Origin of the sequence: Citrobacter sp. CK181 (assembly GCF_030333595.1) — a bacterium.
Taxonomy (GTDB): Bacteria; Pseudomonadota; Gammaproteobacteria; order Enterobacterales; family Enterobacteriaceae; genus Citrobacter_B; species Citrobacter_B koseri.
Genome location: NZ_JAOWFN010000011.1, coordinates 86,760 through 102,828, shown reverse-complemented (window position 1 = coordinate 102,828; position 16,069 = coordinate 86,760). Strand labels below are relative to the sequence as shown.

Genomic DNA, 16,069 nt, shown 5'->3' with positions numbered 1-16,069 from the left:
GAACCGGCATGAACGAAATCCGATTTTCCCGCTTAGCTGCGCTGTATCAATGAATAACTATTCCTCTGTTCGCATAATTATCTCTTTGCCTTGCAACAGGGATAGTGTGTTATGTCCGCAGTAACAGAATCGCAATCGCGGCCTGCCAAAAAATGGGCGATGCCCGATACGCTGGTGATTATTTTTTTCGTCGCCATTCTGACCAGTCTTGCCACCTGGGTTGTTCCCGTCGGAATGTTCGACAGCCAGGAGGTGCAGTATCAGGTTGACGGGCAGACGAAAACCCGCAAAGTGGTCGATCCCCACTCTTTTCGTATTCTCACCAACGAAGCCGGTGAAGCGCAGTATCACCGCGTCCAGCTCTTTACAACCGGCGATGAAAGACCCGGCTTAATGAATTTCCCGTTCGAAGGATTAACCTCCGGTTCTAAATTCGGCACGGCTGTCGGCATCATCATGTTTATGCTGGTGATCGGCGGCGCGTTCGGCATCGTCATGCGTACAGGCACCATTGATAACGGTATTCTGGCGCTGATACGCCATACGCGCGGCAATGAGGTGTTGTTTATCCCGGTGCTGTTCATCCTCTTCTCACTGGGCGGCGCGGTTTTTGGCATGGGGGAAGAGGCCGTCGCCTTTGCGATTATTATCGCGCCGCTGATGGTACGCCTGGGCTATGACAGCATTACCACCGTACTGGTCACCTATATCGCCACCCAGATTGGTTTTGCCAGTTCATGGATGAACCCGTTTTGCGTCGTGGTCGCGCAGGGGATTGCGGGCATACCGGTCCTTTCCGGCTCTGGCTTGCGCATTGTTGTGTGGTTCGTTTCCACGCTGATTGGTCTTCTTTTTACCCTGACCTATGCCGCGCGGGTGAAAAAGAACCCCCATCTGTCGCGCGTCCATGAATCCGATCGCTATTTTCGTGAGAAGCAGGACGAAATCGCCCAACGTCCTTTCACCGCTGGCGACTGGCTGGTGCTGATTGTGCTGACCGGAGTGATGATTTGGGTTATCTGGGGAGTGATTGTTCACGCGTGGTTTATTCCTGAGATTGCTAGCCAGTTCTTCACGATGGGCGTGGTCATCGGTATCATTGGAGTTATTTTCCGCCTCAACGGTATGACGGTGAACATCATGGCCTCCTCGTTCACCGAAGGCGCCAGAATGATGATTGCCCCGGCCCTGCTGGTCGGCTTCGCCAAAGGTATTTTATTGCTCGTGGGCAACGGCGAGGCGGGCGACGCCAGCGTGTTAAATACCCTGTTGAACAGTATTGCTCACGCCATTAGCGGTCTGAACAACGCTGTCGCCGCATGGTTTATGCTGCTGTTTCAGGCCGTATTCAATTTCTTTGTCACCTCCGGTTCCGGTCAGGCGGCGTTAACGATGCCGCTTCTGGCTCCGTTAGGCGATCTGGTAGGCGTAAACCGTCAGGTTACGGTACTGGCCTTCCAGTTTGGCGATGGCTTCAGTCACATCATCTATCCAACGTCCGCATCGTTAATGGCGACATTAGGCGTGTGCCGGGTCGATTTTCGCAACTGGCTGAAGGTTGGCGCGACGCTGCTGGGGTTGCTGTTTATCATGTCCAGCGTGGTGGTTATCGGCGCGCAGTTGATGGGATACCATTGATCAAAAATGCCGGATGGCGACGCTGGCGCGTCTTATCCGGCCTACGAGTCAGGTTATTGTAGGCCGGATAAGCGGTAGCGCCATCCGGCAACAATACATCGTTATTACAGCAGCGTTTTCGCCGCTTCCACAATGGCCTCTGCGGTCAAACCATACTCCTTCTGCAAGAAATCCTGCGTCCCGACCTGACCATAACGCTCTTTAACGCCAACGCGGCACATGGGCACCGGGCACGTTTCAACCAGCACTTCAGCCACGGCCGACCCAAGTCCATTATGAATGCTGTGGTTTTCACAGGTGACGATTCGCCCGGTTTTCTCCGCGTAATTTTTCACCAGCATGCGGTCGATGGGCTTGAGGGTAAACATATCGATAACCGCCGCGTTCACGCCATCCTGCTCCAGCTGGCGCGCCGCCTCCAGCGCCTCGGCAACCATAATGCCGTTGGCAATTAGCGTGATATCACTGCCTTCACGCAGAACATTCCCTTTACCGATGGTGAACGTCGATCCCGGCGCATAAATGCTCGGGGCCTGTTTGCGGATGGTTCGAACCCAGTAAAAACCCTCAAGATCGATAAGCTGGCGCAAAATATCCTTAAACATGACGGCATCGGTCACTTCCAGCACGACCGAGTGCGCCAGCCCGCGCACAATACCCATATCTTCAAAAGACATATGGGTGCCGCCGTTATGGCAGGCAGTCACGCCGGCATCCGACGCGATCACCTTGACGTTGTTGCGCTGGTAATCGAGCGACATAAACAGCTGATCAAAACAGCGACGGCTGGCAAAGGCGGTGAAGGTATGGACAAACGGTTTGCGTCCGGTGAGCGATAGCCCTGCCGCAGTGCCGATCACATTGGCTTCCATAATGCCGCAGTTGATCACATGCTGAGGATAATCCCTCGCAACGCCGTCCATCGCCATAGAACTCATGAGATCCGCTTCAAGTGCGATAATCTGGCTTCCGGCCTCTATCTGCTCCGCCACAAATCCGGCGTACACTTTACGCATTTCCATGCTCTCTTTTTGTCCCGCGGGTGCAACCTTAATCATGCGCGGCCTCCAGTTGGCGAATCGTCTCGTTAAGCGCCTTTTTCATCTCATCGGTCAGACGCAGGTGGTGGGAGTTGCTTAATTGCTCCAGGTAGGGCACGCCCTGTCCTTTAATACTGTCGAGGATCACCACGCGCGGACGGGCATCCGCCGCCGGAACCGGCTGAACGACCTCCAGCAGCCGGGCAATGTCATCGCCTTTCACGGTGACAACATCAAAACCGAAAGCGCGGAATTTCCCTTCCAGATCGAACGGGCAAATAATCTCATCCAGTTCGCCGTCCAGTTGCTGCTTGTTCCAGTCGATAAACACCGTCAGGTTGTTCAGCCGATGATGGGCGATAAACTGAAACGCTTCCCAGCACTGCCCTTCATTCAGTTCGCCGTCGCCGACGATACAAAATACCCGATTCGGGCGCCCGGCAAGTTTGTGCGACAGCGCCATCCCCCCGGCAATCGAGATCCCCTGCCCCAGTGAACCGGTCGTCGCATCCACGCCGCGCGTTTTTAACCTGTCTGGATGGCTCGGCAGACGGGTGCCGTTCTGGTTAAGCGTGTTCAGTTCTTCTGTCGGAAAGTAGCCTTTAATCGCCAGCGTGCTGTAGAGCGCCGGGCCAGCATGACCTTTAGACAGCACAAAGTAATCGCGCTCCGGCCAGTCGGGGTCGGCCGGGTCAATCTTCATCACCGCGCCGTACAGCACCGCCAGCGTCTCCACTACCGACATGCTGCCACCGTAGTGGCCAAAGCCAAGCTGCGTCAATGATTTAAGAGTGGCAACGCGAATATCGCGCGCCAGTTGAGTAACTTCATTCACATTCATAATTTGGCTCCGGTATTCTCCTGCGTGTTACCCCCCGCAGATTTGTTTTTCGCAAACACGTTGTACGCCACCAGCAGCACGAACAACGCCACAACAAGCCCTGTGATGGCAAGCGGCGACAGGTAGCGCGCCAGATTGCCCAGCACAATTCCCACTGCGCCGAAATCAGCGTCTGAGAAGGTCGTATTCGCAAAGCCGATCGCCCCCAGCACGGGCAGCAGCAGAACGGGCAGGAAAGTAATCAACAGACCGTTGGCAAATGCGCCGATCATCGCGCCGCGACGCCCGCCAGTGGCATTACCAAATACGCCAGCCGTCGCACCGGTAAAGAAGTGCGGCACCACGCCCGGCAGGATCAGCACCAGCTTCATCTGTCCGAGCAGGAACAGACCGATCAGGCCGCCGAGGAAGCTAAACAGGAAGCCAATCAGCACCGCGTTAGGCGCATACGGATAGACGACCGGGCAGTCCAGCGCCGGGCGGGCGTTCGGCACCAGTTTTTCTGAGAATCCGGTAAAGGCCGGTACGATTTCCGCCAGAATCAGACGTACGCCCTGTAGGATGATGAACACGCCCGCCGCAAAGGTGATCGCCATAATGATGGCGTAGACCAGGTAGTTCTGACCGCCGCTGAAGGTGCTCTCGACATATTCACGCCCCGCGCTCACCGCCATGATCAGATAGATAATCATCATGGTCAGAGAGATAGAGATCGAACTGTCGCGCAGGAAGCTTAAGTTTTTAGGCAGGTTCATCTCTTCGGTAGAGCGGGAACCTTTACCGCAAAGGCTGCCGATCCAGCCGGACAGCACATAACCCAGCGTGCCGAAGTGACCAAACGCGATATCATCAGTGCCGGTGATACGCTTCATATAGCGCTGCGCCAGCGCCGGGAAAAAGGCCATCACCAGCCCCAGAATCAGCGATCCGGTAAAGACGAGACCAACGCCGTCAAAACCGGCAACCGTCAGGATTACGCCGATCATACAGGCCATATAAAACGTATGGTGTCCTGTCAGAAAGATGTATTTCAGGCGGGTAAAACGGGCGACCACAATATTCGCCACCATGCCAAAGGCCATGATCAGCGCCGTAGACGCCCCGTATTTTTCCAGCGCAATGGAAACAATCGCTTCGTTATTTGGAATAATCCCCTGGATATTAAACGCATGTTCAAACATTCCGCCGAGTGGATTTAAAGACCCGACCAGTACCGTTGCGCCGCCGCCCAGTACAATAAAACCTAAAATAGTTTTAATCGTGCCTTTCACCACGTCGGAAAACGCTTTTTTCTGCGCGACAAGGCCAATTAAGGCAATTAACCCCACCAGCACCGAGGGCACTTTTAAGATATCAACAACAAAATTCAGCGTTTCAAGGATAAACATATCCGCCTCGCTTGCAATAAGGTTATTGTTTGGCGAACCAGGCGCGCAGCTGCGCTTCAAGTTCATTAATATCGATAATGTTATTAATCACCACCAGCTGGCTTTCCGGCACGCTGGCGCTGGCGGCAATATCTTTCGCCATGACAAACAGATCCGCAGCGCCAGGCGTCGCCGAGGAGAGGTCGGAATGCTCAACATCGGCATCAATTTCAAGCTTCCTGAGCACTTTTTTAATATTCATTTCGACCATAAAACTACTGCCCAGGCCAGAACCGCAAATAGCCATAATTTTCATTATCATCACCTTCTTTTAAGTAGAGTACGCCCGCATCACGCAGGCGCGTAATGTGTCAGGTAATTCGGAATGCGTAATTAAATTAGAAACGTGCGATTATTGTTTTTATTTCCTCCAACGACTTCGCCTGATGTAATTTATCCATATCGTCATCGCTGGAAAATAACTCTGCCAGCGCCGAAATCATTTCAATATGGCTGTGTTTGTCGGGTGCCGCGAGCATCACGATGATATCCACCGGATCGAACTCGCCCGCCCCAAATGAGACACCCTGCTCCAGCTTTAACAACGACAAGCCTAATCCCTTTGCTCCCTCTTCCGGTCGCGCATGCGGCATCGCCAGACCCGGCGCCAGAACGTAATACGCGCCCAGCTTATGATGCTGCTCAACAATCGCCGTCACATATTCAGGTGTGATAACGCCAGCATCCAGCAGCGGTCTGGCACATATTTCCAGCGCCTGCGGCCAGTTTTCCACCCTCGCCTGCCGCATGATGGTTGCATCAGTTAGCCAGTGATTGAGCACATATCCTCCTCGCGTGATTGCCAGATATGAGCAAACTTTATTCAAGCGCTGAAACCTTATCTGTGATCATATTCACAAAGATAGCGCTATCAAAAGTTATCAGTCAGATATGTGATAGCGCTATCAAAATACAATCAACGCGTGAAATCACAGCCTTAAACCGGATTTAAGGCGTATACTGCTATTCCCGTGAAGCGATGAATGACAATAAAAAAACATCTCAATACGTTGTAATTGCGCAGGAATCTGTATGTCTATAACTCGAAAACGGCGTAGTACTGGTAAGGTGACCATCGCCGATGTTGCTCAGCTTGCCGGTGTCGGCACCATGACCGTGTCCCGTGCGTTACGCACGCCTGAGCAAGTTTCCGATAAACTCCGGGAAAAAATCGAAGCCGCAGTGAATGAACTCGGTTACATGCCTAATCTTGCCGCAAGCGCGCTGGCTTCCGCCTCGTCACGGACCATCGCGATGGTCGTCCCGAACCTCACGGAAGCCGGTTGTTCAGAAATGTTTGCCGGACTTCAGCAAGTTTTACAGCCTGCGGGATACCAGATTATGCTGGCGGAGTCCCTTCACCATCTCGAACAGGAAGAGAAACTGCTGGAGACGCTGCTGGCCTCCAACATTGCCGCCGCCATTTTACTCAGCGTCGAGCACAGCGACACGGTGCGTCACTGGTTAAAAAACGCGTCGATTCCGGTGATGGAAATTGGCGCCATTCGTACCGATCCGATTGATATGAATATCGGTATTGATAACGTCGCGGCAATGTACGAACTGACCGAAATGCTCATTCAGCGCGGTTATCAGAATATTGGCCTGCTTTGCGCCAATCAGGAGCAGTGGATCTTTCAACAGCATTTGCAGGGCTGGTACAAGGCGATGTTGCGCCACCATATGTCGCCCAATCGCGTGATTAACGCCGCCCTGCCGCCAAACTTTTCCACCGGCGCCTCGCAGCTTCCCGAATTTATTCTGGCGTGGCCCGAGCTGGACGCGCTGGTGTGCGTATCCGATGAGCTGGCTTGCGGTGCGTTATATGAGTGTCAGCGCAGACGGATCAAAGTCCCTGACGATCTGGCGGTGGTAGGATTCGGCGACAGCGATGTGAGCCGGGTTTGTCAGCCGCCGTTAACGACAATGGCCGTACCGCATCGTAAGATAGGCCTTGAAGCCGGACGCGCGCTGCTGGAACGTCTGAAGGATGGCAACTGGAGCGATCGGAAACAGATCGCCTCCAGTTTATGCCTGCGGGATAGCTGTTAGAGACCTTATTCCGTCTCTTCTTGCTTCTCTTGCTTCTCTTGCTTTGCCGATTCATTGTTGGCATTGCGGGTCATCCACAACGCCAGCGCTTTCAATGAGTCCGGGGTGAACTCATCACAACGCGCCGTAATTTCTTCCGGCGTCAGCCAGCAGACTTCGCTGATCTCTTCTTCCTGAAGCGCGAATGGCCCATGAGAAACGCAGCTAAATAATCCGCCCCAGACACGGCAATTATCATCTTCAAAATAGAACTGACCGTGCTCAGCAAACGGCACGCCTGCGATACCCAGTTCTTCTTCCGCTTCACGTCGTGCAGACTCCAGCAGTTGCTCATCGGCCTGCACCACCCCACCTGCGGTGGCATCTAACATGCCGGGCAAAAAGTCTTTTGTCTCAGTACGGCGTTGAACCAGAATTTTGCCCATACCATCATGCACGACGATATACGTTGCACGATGACGTAAGCGCTGCGCTCGCATTTGCTCCCGGCTGGATTGCGCAATGACTTCGTTCTCTTCATTCACAATATCCACCCATTCAGTACTTGCCAAACGACGCTGTTCCACCATCAGGAAACCTTCTTTTTCTGGCGCTCTTACGGCGCATTTACAATTGTGGGGTAAATTACGGATTAATCGCGACCTGCGCAATGATACTTTGATCATTGAGTGCGATTACGCTCAAAACATTATCATCCAGAATGCCGTAGCTTGCTGCAAACCCACCTTTCGGGATGCTGACTGAGCCTGGATTAAAGTGATACAGCTCGCCGCGTTTTTCAGCGACCGGCAGATGAGTATGCCCATAAGCAAGAACGTCGCCCGCATTTAACGCGGGTACATTATCCGCCCCGAACAGGTGTCCGTGGGTCAGGAAGATGCGCCGGTTTTCCAGCAGCACTTGCTGCCACGGCGCGGTTATCGGGAAATGGAGCAGCATCTGATCCACTTCGCTGTCACAGTTTCCCCGTACCGCAATAATACGCGCCGCCTGCTCGTTCAGGCGTTCTGCCACCTGCGCCGGTGCGTAGCCTTCCGGCAGCGCGTTACGCGGCCCGTGATAAAGCACATCACCCAGTATCACCAGCCATTGCGCGCCACTTTGCGCAAACCGTTCAAGTACGCGCTCTGTCGCAGGTAACGAACCATGAATGTCCGATGCAAACATCAGTTTCATCACTCACTCCTCGTCATAAAAAACCGCTCTATGATACTGGATTATACGCGGATTATCAGCCTGAACGCTTTGCGGAAAGCGCAATAAAACGTTGAACGGAGGCGCGCTGCCACTGGAATGCTGCATATTCCGCCAGTGCCTCAGGAATCTCGTCGCCGTTCAGTACGAGGCGGTTAAGCATGAGCGCCAAATCGGTATCCGCAATACACCATTCGCCAAATAAATTCGGCTTACCGTGAGCGAGCAAACCACTGGCCGTCGCCACCAGTTTTGCCGCGCTCTCTTTCCCCGCTTCGCTTAACGGGCCTTTCCTGGCCGCCGCAAAGACCACATCCGTCGAGCGTTCCTCGCGAATGGGCATTAAATCACTGCGTAACCACGCCTGAATCTGGCGCGCGCGGGCGCGTTTTTGCAGATCGTGCGGGTAGATGCGCTCCCACTGCGGCGGCGCAAAGCGATCTTCCAGATACTCGGTAATCGCCGACGACTCGCTAAGCTCGAAGCCATCGATTTCCAGCACCGGGACGCGGCGCGTTAACGCGTAGCCCTGCCATGAGGGCTGCAAATGCTCGCCGCTGCTCAGGTCAACGGTTTTGAGGGTAAAAGGCAGTCCTTTCTCCTGCAAGGCAACATAAACGGATAAGACGTAAGGAGAGAAAAAGTTAGCGTCTGACCAAAGCGTAATCTCGGGTTTGCTCATAATGTCCTCTTCGTTCTTTGGGCTTTCTCTCAAAATATAGAGTCTTTCGCATACTGTCACCTGATGAAAACTCATACTGAGCCCGGCAACAGAACGCGCAAGACTGCGGCCTTAGCAGAAGCCTGAGAGTCAGAGCGAATAACGCGGTCGGGTTCTCGTGTATCATGCAAAGGTTCAACCATGGAGGACGCCTGCAATGTCACAACCTGACGCTATTATTCGTATAAAAAACCTTCGTCTGCGCACGTTTATCGGTATCAAAGAGGAAGAGATCCTCAACCGCCAGGATATCGTTATTAACGTTGCCATTCACTATCCGGCGGAAAAAGCCCGCGTAAGCGAGGACATCAACGACGCGCTGAATTACCGCACCATCACAAAAAACATTATTCAGCATGTGGAGAGCAACCGATTCTCGCTGTTAGAAAAATTAACTCAGGATGTGCTCGACATCGCACGCGAACATCACTGGGTCACTTATGCTGAAGTAGAGATCGACAAACTTCATGCGCTGCGTTATGCCGATTCCGTCTCCATGACGCTCAGCTGGCGACGTTAAGCGCTATCCGGGAGGAAACATGCAGATTCTGATTACCGGCGGTACTGGCCTGATAGGACGTCACCTGATTCCCCGTCTGCTGGCGCTGGGGCATCAGGTGACGGTCGTCACACGGAGTCCCGATAAGGCGCGTCAGCTTCTCGACTCCCGGGTTGCGCTGTGGAAAGGGCTGGAGGACAGGCAGAACCTCAACGACATAGACGCCGTGGTCAACCTTGCTGGCGAGCCTATCGCCGACAAACGCTGGACTGCGCAGCAAAAAGAGCGTTTGTGTCAAAGCCGCTGGTCCATCACGCAAAAGCTGGCGGATTTGATCAACGCCAGCGAGACGCCCCCGGCCGCGTTAATTTCCGGGTCTGCCGCAGGCTATTACGGCGATCTGGGCGAAGTTGTCGTAACGGAAGAAGAGCCGCCGCATAACGAATTTACCCATAAGTTATGCGCGCGTTGGGAGCAGATTGCCTGTAGCGCGCAAAGTGATAAAACGCGCGTTTGTCTGCTACGCACCGGCGTCGTCCTGGCGCCGGAAGGCGGCATTCTGGCCAAAATGATCCCGCCGTTTCGCCTGGGGCTGGGAGGGCCAATTGGCAATGGGCGTCAGTATCTGGCCTGGATCCATATCGATGATATGGTAAACGGTATTCTCTGGCTGCTGGATAACGACCTGCGCGGCCCGTTCAATATGGTTTCGCCTTATCCGGTTCGTAATGAACAGTTCGCCCATGCGCTGGGTCATGCGCTGAACCGCCCCGCAATCCTGCGCGTTCCCGCGACCGTCATCCGCCTGTTAATGGGGGAATCATCGGTACTGGTGCTGGGCGGACAGCGCGCATTGCCAAAAAGACTGGAGGCGGCGGGGTTTTCATTTCGCTGGTACGATTTAGAAGAAGCGCTGGCCGATGTGATCCGTTAAACCATTCACCTGGTCACTGTAGCCATTCCAGTGGTAAGGTAGTATGCCTGACTTCTGGAATGGCGATTTTATGGCGATAATAACCACCTCCCGATTGACCCTCTCCCTTTTTCAACCTACTGACTGGTCCTTTTTTCTCGCACTGCGTGAAAACCCTGAAATCATGCGTTATATGGCTGATATCACGCCGGAAAAAGATACTCGCCTGCTGTTCGCCCGTCGCCTCGTCTCAAAGCATACCTTCGTCATCCGCCTGCATAACAGCGATAAGCCTTTGGGCGACATTGGCTTACAAATTAGCCACCATTATCCGCAGGAAGCCGATATCGGCTATACGGTGCTCCCGGAAGCGCAAGGGAGAGGGATCGCCACAGAAGCCTTATATGCCGTCTGCGATTACGCCTTTACGCATACCAGCGTGAAAGCGATAAACGCCTATGCGCTGGCAGAGAATCACGCGTCTGTGCGCGTGCTGGAAAAGCGTGGTTTTACGCGGACTCAGGTGCTGGAAAACGCCTATGAGGTGAACGGCATCCGGTATGACGAATGGGTATACCGTCTGGAAAGCGAAATGGGGCGATAATCGCCGGATGGCGGCGATGCCTTATCCGGCCTACGTGTCGGCCCGGTAAGCACAGCGCCACCGGGCAAAATTGTTTCTCTGAGCGACGGATAAACCGCTACTTCAGCGAACCTTTCAGGAACTGTTGCAAACGCGGGCTTTGCGGGTTGCCGAATACCTGCTCTGGATCGCCTTCTTCTTCGATTTTCCCCTGATGCAGGAAAATCACATGGGTGGAAACATGGCGGGCAAACCCCATTTCATGCGTCACCACCACCATCGTTTTCCCCTCTTCCGCTAACTGCTGCATGATACGCAAGACTTCGCCTACCAGTTCGGGGTCAAGCGCCGATGTCGGCTCATCAAACAGCAGCACCTCAGGTTCCATCGCCAACGCGCGGGCAATTGAGACGCGCTGCTGCTGACCACCGGAGAGGTGTACCGGGTATTTTCCCTGCGCACGTTCATCAATACCGACTTTCGCCAGGTATTTCACCGCACGCTCGCGCGCTTCATGTTTGCTTAATCCCAGCACCTGAATCGGCGCTTCCATAACGTTCTCCAGCACCGTCATGTGGCTCCAGAGATTGAAGTGCTGAAATACCATCGTCAGGCGCGTACGCAGCAGCCGCAGTTGGTTTTTATCGGCGACCTTGAGCTGGCCGTCTTTATCACGCACCAGGGAAATATTCTGGCCGCTCACCACAATCGACCCTTCGCTCGGTTTTTCGAGGAAGTTAATACAGCGCAGAAAGGTACTCTTACCGGAGCCAGACGATCCGATAATACTGATCACATCTCCGGCGTTAGCCTGTAGCGATACCCCTTTCAGCACCTCATGTTCGCCGTAGCGCTTGTGCAAATCGATAACGTTTAATTTATTCTCAGACATCGTATTCTCAGTGCGTTGAAGAAGGTTTCACGTGCTGGAGCCAGCGCTTTTCCGCTTTACGGAACAGGCTAATCAGGACATACGAAATAATCAAATACAGCACAGCGGCAATGCCGAATGCGGTAAACGGTTGATAGGTTGCCGAGTTAATATCACGGGCGATTTTCAGCAAATCCGGCACCGTCGCGGTAAACGCCAGCGCGGTTGAGTGCAGCATCAGGATCACTTCGTTACTGTATGCTGGCAGCGCGATACGCAGCGCGGAAGGTAAAATAATACAGCGATACATTTTGAACGATGAGAAGCCATACGCCCGCGCCGCTTCAATTTCCCCGTGCGGTACTGAACGGATGGCGCCAGCGAAAATCTCCGTGGTATAGGCGCAGGTATTCAGCGTCAACGCCAGAACGGTACAGTTAAGACCGCTACGGAAAAACGCGTTGAGGAGATCGGTTCCTTTCACGATCTCCAGCGTGTACATCCCGGAATAGAACACCAGCAGTTGCACATACAGCGGCGTACCGCGAAAAACATAGGTAAACAACCAGATGGGGAACTGGATAAATTTGTTGCTGGAAACGCGGCCAATCGCCAAAAACAGCGCCAGAATGCCGCCCATCACTACCGAGGAGATCAGCAACCACAGCGTAATGGCCACGCCGGTAAAGCGATAGCCATCGCTCCAGAGCAGGGATTTCCAGTACTCCTGAATAATCTCGATCACAGGTCAGCCCTCTTCACACCCACGGAGTAGCGGCGCTCGAGGAACAGCAGCACACCATTGGAAACCGTTGTAAATACCAGATAAATCAGCCCGCACACTACGGCGAAATAGAATGGCTCCCAGGTACTCTTGCCGGCCAGCTGCGTGGCTTTGACCACATCTTCCAGCCCGAGCAGCGAAACCAGCGCCGTCGCTTTGAGGATAACCTGCCAGTTATTACCAATCCCCGGTAAGGCGTAGCGCATCATCGCCGGGAACATAATCCGCCGGAATATTTGCGAACCGGTGAAACCGAATGCCGTCGCCGCTTCAATATGCCCTTTTGGCACCGCCATAAACGCGCCACGGAAGGTTTCCGTAAAGTACGCGCCATAGATAAAGCCCAGGGTGATAATACCGGCGACCATCGGATCAATATCAATCTGCCCTATTCCCATCGCGTCGGTCACCGCATTGAGCGCGATTTGCAACCCGTAGAAAATCAGCAGCATTAAAACCAGATCCGGCACCCCGCGAATCAGGGTGGTATAGCCTTCGAAAATAAGTCCCGTCACCCGGTTTTGCGAAAGTTTCGCGCCCGCGCCGACAAGACCGATCAGCACGGCCAGCACAACTGAGCTGAGGGCCAGCTCAAGCGTGACAAGCGCGCCCTGAAAAATAACACCTGAAAACCCGTACAACATGCTGCCTGTCCTGTCGTGTGTGGTGAGTAAGACGCCTCTTTTGATCTCAGTCGAACCGTTAAATGCCGGATGGCGGCTTTGCCTTATCCGACCTACAAAATCTCTGTAGGCCTGATAAGCGCAGCGCCATCAGGCATAAAATCAGCGCGTCAAAAATCTGCGGGCGTTATCTGCACCAGCGGCGATTAACCGCCGTAAACATCAAAATCAAAGTACTTTTTCGCCAGCTTCTCGTAAGTACCATCAGCACGCATTTCCGCAAATGCTTTGTTCAGGGCTTCGCGCAGTTCGTTATCCTCTTTGCGCAGCCCCATACCCGTACCCACACCGAACAGTTTCTCGTCTTTCACCGACGGGCCGCCGAATTTGTAATCTTTGCCTACAGGCTGCTTCAGGAAGCCTTCGCTGGCTGCGACTTCATCCTGGAAAGCGGCATCGATACGCCCTGCCGTCAGGTCGGAATAGATATTGTCCTGACCCTGGTAAGAGACGATTTCAATGCCTTTCGGCGCCCAGTGCTCATTACCAAACGTTTCCTGCGTGGTGCCCTGCAATACGCCAACACGCTTGCCTTTCAGGGACTCAACGGTCGGCTGAATATCAGAATCTTTAGCGACGACCAGGCGAGAGTCTGCTGCATAGAATTTGTCGGTAAACGCGATTTCCTGCTGACGCTTTTCGGTGATGGAAAGCGAGGACATGATGGCATCGATTTTCTTCGCTTTTAACGACGGGATCAGCGCATCCAGCGGGTTTTCCACGAAGGTACATTGTGTATTAATGCGTTTGCACAGCTCTTTGGCCAGATCGATATCAAAACCGACCAATTCACCCTGTGCATTTTTCGATTCAAAAGGGGCATAAGTCGGATCGGTACCGATACGAACTTTTTGCGGAATGGCTGCAAATGCTGCGGTAGCACTGGAGAAAGCCAGGACCAGAGAAAGAGACAACACCAGTTTTTTCATAACTATCCTCAACAGACTGTCTTTTATAGGGGATCTTTACAGGACCAGGTGCAGTTATCGTGCCATTAATCGGGCCGACAAGGCAAAGCATTCTACCCTGTCAGCCGGTTTATTTTGCATGAAAAGCGCTTAAGTATGCATTCATGCTCATTTTGACAGCGACAAACGCACCATGATGGTGCAAATCTCTCATCACGCACCGTGATGGTTAACCAAAACGGTGCGCAACACTCCCCGCAGCAACCGGTCAGTCGCCGTAGACGTTAAAGTCAAAGTACTTTTTCGCCATCTTGTCGTAGGTGCCGTCAGCACGCAGATCGCTCAGCGCTTTATCAAACGCCGCTTTCAGCTCGGTATCGTCTTTACGCAAGCCAACCCCGGTGCCGTCGCCAAAGTACTTTTTATCTTTCACGGAAGGACCGGCAAACGCATAGTCCTTGCCCGCAGGCTGTTTGAGGAACCCTTCGCTGGCCGCAACTTCATCCTGCAATGCAGCATCAAGACGGCCCGCCGTCAGGTCGGAATAGATGAGATCCTGGTTCGCGTAGGCCACAACATCCACGCCTTTGCTGCGCCAGTTATCATTCGCATAGGCTTCCTGAGTGGAGCCTTGCAGTACGCCAACGTGCTTGCCCTTCAGCGAGTCAATCGTCGGCTGGACAGATGAGCCTTTCGCGGCAATCAGGCGCGAGTCGGCGGCATACAGTTTGTCGGAGAAGGCAATCTCCTGCTGGCGTTTCTCGGTAATGGAGAGCGATGAAATGATGGCATCGATTTTCTTCGCTTTCAGGGAAGGAATCAGCGCATCAAAATCGCTACCGACCCAGGTGCATTTGATCTGCATACGCTTGCACATCTCATTGCCCAGATCGATATCAAAACCGACAAAATCCCCTTTGGCATCTTTCGATGAGAAAGGCGCATATGTCGCGTCTGTACCAATACGAACCGTCTGCGGTAGCGCTGCGTAGCTGGCCGCCGTTGCGGAAAGTCCTACCAGCAAAGACAAAGCGAGAACTGTCTTCTTCATACATAACCCTCAAGTGGCGTAATTTTATTATGTTTTGCATTGTGTTGTGTGTTTGCAGACTTTTTCATGCAGGTCTTATGCCATTTTCACGTCGGCGTCCCTATTTGACGTTAAATATGTTAATAAAACGTTGCAATATTGTCCTGATGTTGAAGATAGCAGGTATGACGGTTGAACCGCAGCGTTTCGGTCGCTTTTAGCGAATTAAATGTTGAGGATATGATCGCGGTTACAAAATTGCCCTGAAACAGGGCAATTTGTGCAAAAACGCACTGTGAACGGGCAGCGTTATGCGCCCTGCCAACGGGTGAAAAGATCGTGCGGCAACGTGATATCAAACTGATCCAGAACACGATTAACCGTCTGATTAATCACATCATCCAGCGTTTGCGGGCAATGATAAAACGCGGGAACCGGTGGCATAATAACGGCGCCAATTTCAGCCGCCTGAGTCATGAGGCGCAGGTGTCCTAAATGCAGCGGCGTTTCCCGCACGCACAACACCAGCGGGCGGCGCTCTTTCAGGACAACATCCGCCGCACGGGTGAGAAGTCCGTCAGTATAGCTGTGTACAATACCGGAGAGCGTTTTGATCGAGCACGGTAAAATCACCATCCCCGCCGTCTGAAAGGAGCCAGAAGAGATACTGGCGGCAATATCGCGCGCATCATGGGTGACATCGGCCAGAGCCTGCACCTCCCGCAAGGAAAATTCGGTTTCCAGCGCAAGCGTCTGACGCGCTGCCGGACTCATCACCAGGTGGGTCTCCACATCCGCCACGTCACGCAGAACCTGCAACAAGCGCACGCCATAAATCGCGCCGCTGGCGCCGCTAATCCCTACAATGAGTCGTTTCATGATTTT

18 protein-coding genes and 1 pseudogene are annotated in these 16,069 nt (G+C 53.4%); 5 read left to right on the top strand and 14 right to left on the bottom strand.

Annotation, left to right across the window (positions count from 1 at the left end; all coding sequences use genetic code 11):
- Positions 1-111 precede the first annotated feature (111 nt).
- Positions 112-1,638, top strand: a complete 1,527-nt coding sequence (gene yfcC / locus OGW17_RS04675) for a putative basic amino acid antiporter YfcC (protein ID WP_071260222.1) — start codon at positions 112-114, stop codon at positions 1,636-1,638.
- Between the two features lie 104 nt (positions 1,639-1,742).
- Here yfcC and OGW17_RS04670 read toward each other — a convergent pair whose 3' ends face one another.
- The 5 genes from OGW17_RS04670 to OGW17_RS04650 form a co-directional block, all read right to left on the bottom strand.
- Entirely contained in the window at positions 1,743-2,696 is a 954-nt protein-coding gene (locus OGW17_RS04670) for a transketolase family protein (RefSeq protein WP_071260219.1), read from the bottom strand.
- Positions 2,689-3,519 carry a transketolase gene (locus OGW17_RS04665; RefSeq protein ID WP_049008599.1) on the bottom strand — a complete coding sequence of 277 codons (831 nt, stop codon included), beginning with the start codon at positions 3,517-3,519 and terminating at the stop codon, positions 2,689-2,691. Before OGW17_RS04665 ends, OGW17_RS04670 begins: the two co-directional genes overlap by 8 nt.
- Entirely contained in the window at positions 3,516-4,907 is a 1,392-nt protein-coding gene (locus OGW17_RS04660; RefSeq protein WP_071260216.1) for a PTS ascorbate transporter subunit IIC, read from the bottom strand. The genes OGW17_RS04665 and OGW17_RS04660 overlap by 4 nt, the downstream gene beginning before the upstream one ends.
- 22 nt (positions 4,908-4,929) lie before the next feature.
- Positions 4,930-5,202, bottom strand: coding sequence for a PTS sugar transporter subunit IIB (locus OGW17_RS04655; protein ID WP_024130155.1), 273 nt, complete (start codon positions 5,200-5,202; stop codon positions 4,930-4,932).
- Positions 5,203-5,284: 82 nt separating this feature from the next.
- The gene (locus OGW17_RS04650) at positions 5,285-5,728 is read right to left on the bottom strand and encodes a PTS sugar transporter subunit IIA (protein ID WP_024130154.1); all 444 of its coding nucleotides are present in this window, start codon (positions 5,726-5,728) and stop codon (positions 5,285-5,287) included.
- A 250-nt stretch (positions 5,729-5,978) separates the two neighbouring features.
- Here OGW17_RS04650 and OGW17_RS04645 point away from each other — a divergent pair, with 250 nt between their 5' ends.
- Complete coding sequence (locus OGW17_RS04645) at positions 5,979-6,998, top strand: LacI family DNA-binding transcriptional regulator (protein WP_012131471.1); 1,020 nt, start codon at positions 5,979-5,981, stop codon at positions 6,996-6,998.
- Positions 6,999-7,003: 5 nt separating this feature from the next.
- On the opposite strand, the gene yfcD is transcribed toward OGW17_RS04645, so the two are convergent.
- From yfcD to yfcF, 3 genes are read right to left on the bottom strand one after another with little or no spacing between them, the layout of a single operon-like run.
- Positions 7,004-7,567: an NUDIX hydrolase YfcD gene (gene yfcD / locus OGW17_RS04640; protein ID WP_071260214.1), complete on the bottom strand. Its 564-nt coding sequence runs from the start codon at positions 7,565-7,567 to the stop codon at positions 7,004-7,006.
- 55 nt (positions 7,568-7,622) lie between these two features.
- Positions 7,623-8,174 (bottom strand): phosphodiesterase, encoded by a 552-nt coding sequence (gene yfcE / locus OGW17_RS04635; RefSeq protein ID WP_047462326.1) that lies wholly within the window; start codon positions 8,172-8,174, stop codon positions 7,623-7,625.
- A gap of 55 nt (positions 8,175-8,229) precedes the next feature.
- Positions 8,230-8,874, bottom strand: a complete 645-nt coding sequence (gene yfcF / locus OGW17_RS04630) for a glutathione transferase (protein ID WP_024130152.1) — start codon at positions 8,872-8,874, stop codon at positions 8,230-8,232.
- 196 nt (positions 8,875-9,070) lie between these two features.
- Here yfcF and folX point away from each other — a divergent pair, with 196 nt between their 5' ends.
- The 3 genes from folX (at position 9,071) to OGW17_RS04615 (ending at position 10,929) form a co-directional block, all read left to right on the top strand.
- Positions 9,071-9,433, top strand: a complete 363-nt coding sequence (gene folX, locus OGW17_RS04625) for a dihydroneopterin triphosphate 2'-epimerase (protein WP_012131467.1) — start codon at positions 9,071-9,073, stop codon at positions 9,431-9,433.
- A gap of 19 nt (positions 9,434-9,452) precedes the next feature.
- Entirely contained in the window at positions 9,453-10,346 is an 894-nt protein-coding gene (locus OGW17_RS04620; protein WP_012131466.1) for a TIGR01777 family oxidoreductase, read from the top strand.
- A 70-nt stretch (positions 10,347-10,416) separates the two neighbouring features.
- Positions 10,417-10,929, top strand: a complete 513-nt coding sequence (locus OGW17_RS04615) for a GNAT family N-acetyltransferase (RefSeq protein ID WP_071260300.1) — start codon at positions 10,417-10,419, stop codon at positions 10,927-10,929.
- A 97-nt stretch (positions 10,930-11,026) separates the two neighbouring features.
- Here OGW17_RS04615 and hisP read toward each other — a convergent pair whose 3' ends face one another.
- From hisP to OGW17_RS04585, 6 genes and pseudogenes are all read right to left on the bottom strand, one after another.
- A complete protein-coding gene (gene hisP / locus OGW17_RS04610; protein ID WP_049008687.1) occupies positions 11,027-11,800 on the bottom strand; it encodes a histidine ABC transporter ATP-binding protein HisP in 774 nt (257 codons plus the stop codon).
- Between the two features lie 7 nt (positions 11,801-11,807).
- Entirely contained in the window at positions 11,808-12,524 is a 717-nt protein-coding gene (gene hisM, locus OGW17_RS04605; protein ID WP_012131463.1) for a histidine ABC transporter permease HisM, read from the bottom strand.
- Positions 12,521-13,207, bottom strand: a complete 687-nt coding sequence (locus tag OGW17_RS04600; protein WP_012131462.1) for a histidine ABC transporter permease HisQ — start codon at positions 13,205-13,207, stop codon at positions 12,521-12,523. Before OGW17_RS04600 ends, hisM begins: the two co-directional genes overlap by 4 nt.
- A gap of 185 nt (positions 13,208-13,392) precedes the next feature.
- Positions 13,393-14,175: a histidine ABC transporter substrate-binding protein HisJ gene (hisJ, locus tag OGW17_RS04595; protein WP_012131461.1), complete on the bottom strand. Its 783-nt coding sequence runs from the start codon at positions 14,173-14,175 to the stop codon at positions 13,393-13,395.
- Positions 14,176-14,422: 247 nt separating this feature from the next.
- Positions 14,423-15,205, bottom strand: coding sequence for a lysine/arginine/ornithine ABC transporter substrate-binding protein ArgT (argT, locus tag OGW17_RS04590; RefSeq protein ID WP_012131460.1), 783 nt, complete (start codon positions 15,203-15,205; stop codon positions 14,423-14,425).
- Between the two features lie 288 nt (positions 15,206-15,493).
- Positions 15,494-16,069: pseudogene (locus OGW17_RS04585) on the bottom strand (UbiX family flavin prenyltransferase); the annotation flags it as partial.

What these genes read in the sequence shown, in the direction of transcription:
- yfcC (WP_071260222.1), top strand. Translation starts at nt 112, where the DNA reads ATGTCCGCAGTAACAGAATCGCAATCGCGGCCTGCCAAAAAATGGGCG.
- OGW17_RS04670 (WP_071260219.1), bottom strand. Translation starts at nt 2,696, where the DNA reads ATGATTAAGGTTGCACCCGCGGGACAAAAAGAGAGCATGGAAATGCGT.
- OGW17_RS04665 (WP_049008599.1), bottom strand. Translation starts at nt 3,519, where the DNA reads ATGAATGTGAATGAAGTTACTCAACTGGCGCGCGATATTCGCGTTGCC.
- OGW17_RS04660 (WP_071260216.1), bottom strand. Translation starts at nt 4,907, where the DNA reads ATGTTTATCCTTGAAACGCTGAATTTTGTTGTTGATATCTTAAAAGTG.
- OGW17_RS04655 (WP_024130155.1), bottom strand. Translation starts at nt 5,202, where the DNA reads ATGAAAATTATGGCTATTTGCGGTTCTGGCCTGGGCAGTAGTTTTATG.
- OGW17_RS04645 (WP_012131471.1), top strand. Translation starts at nt 5,979, where the DNA reads ATGTCTATAACTCGAAAACGGCGTAGTACTGGTAAGGTGACCATCGCC.
- yfcD (WP_071260214.1), bottom strand. Translation starts at nt 7,567, where the DNA reads ATGGTGGAACAGCGTCGTTTGGCAAGTACTGAATGGGTGGATATTGTG.
- yfcE (WP_047462326.1), bottom strand. Translation starts at nt 8,174, where the DNA reads ATGAAACTGATGTTTGCATCGGACATTCATGGTTCGTTACCTGCGACA.
- yfcF (WP_024130152.1), bottom strand. Translation starts at nt 8,874, where the DNA reads ATGAGCAAACCCGAGATTACGCTTTGGTCAGACGCTAACTTTTTCTCT.
- folX (WP_012131467.1), top strand. Translation starts at nt 9,071, where the DNA reads ATGTCACAACCTGACGCTATTATTCGTATAAAAAACCTTCGTCTGCGC.
- OGW17_RS04620 (WP_012131466.1), top strand. Translation starts at nt 9,453, where the DNA reads ATGCAGATTCTGATTACCGGCGGTACTGGCCTGATAGGACGTCACCTG.
- OGW17_RS04615 (WP_071260300.1), top strand. Translation starts at nt 10,417, where the DNA reads ATGGCGATAATAACCACCTCCCGATTGACCCTCTCCCTTTTTCAACCT.
- hisP (WP_049008687.1), bottom strand. Translation starts at nt 11,800, where the DNA reads ATGTCTGAGAATAAATTAAACGTTATCGATTTGCACAAGCGCTACGGC.
- OGW17_RS04600 (WP_012131462.1), bottom strand. Translation starts at nt 13,207, where the DNA reads ATGTTGTACGGGTTTTCAGGTGTTATTTTTCAGGGCGCGCTTGTCACG.
- hisJ (WP_012131461.1), bottom strand. Translation starts at nt 14,175, where the DNA reads ATGAAAAAACTGGTGTTGTCTCTTTCTCTGGTCCTGGCTTTCTCCAGT.
- argT (WP_012131460.1), bottom strand. Translation starts at nt 15,205, where the DNA reads ATGAAGAAGACAGTTCTCGCTTTGTCTTTGCTGGTAGGACTTTCCGCA.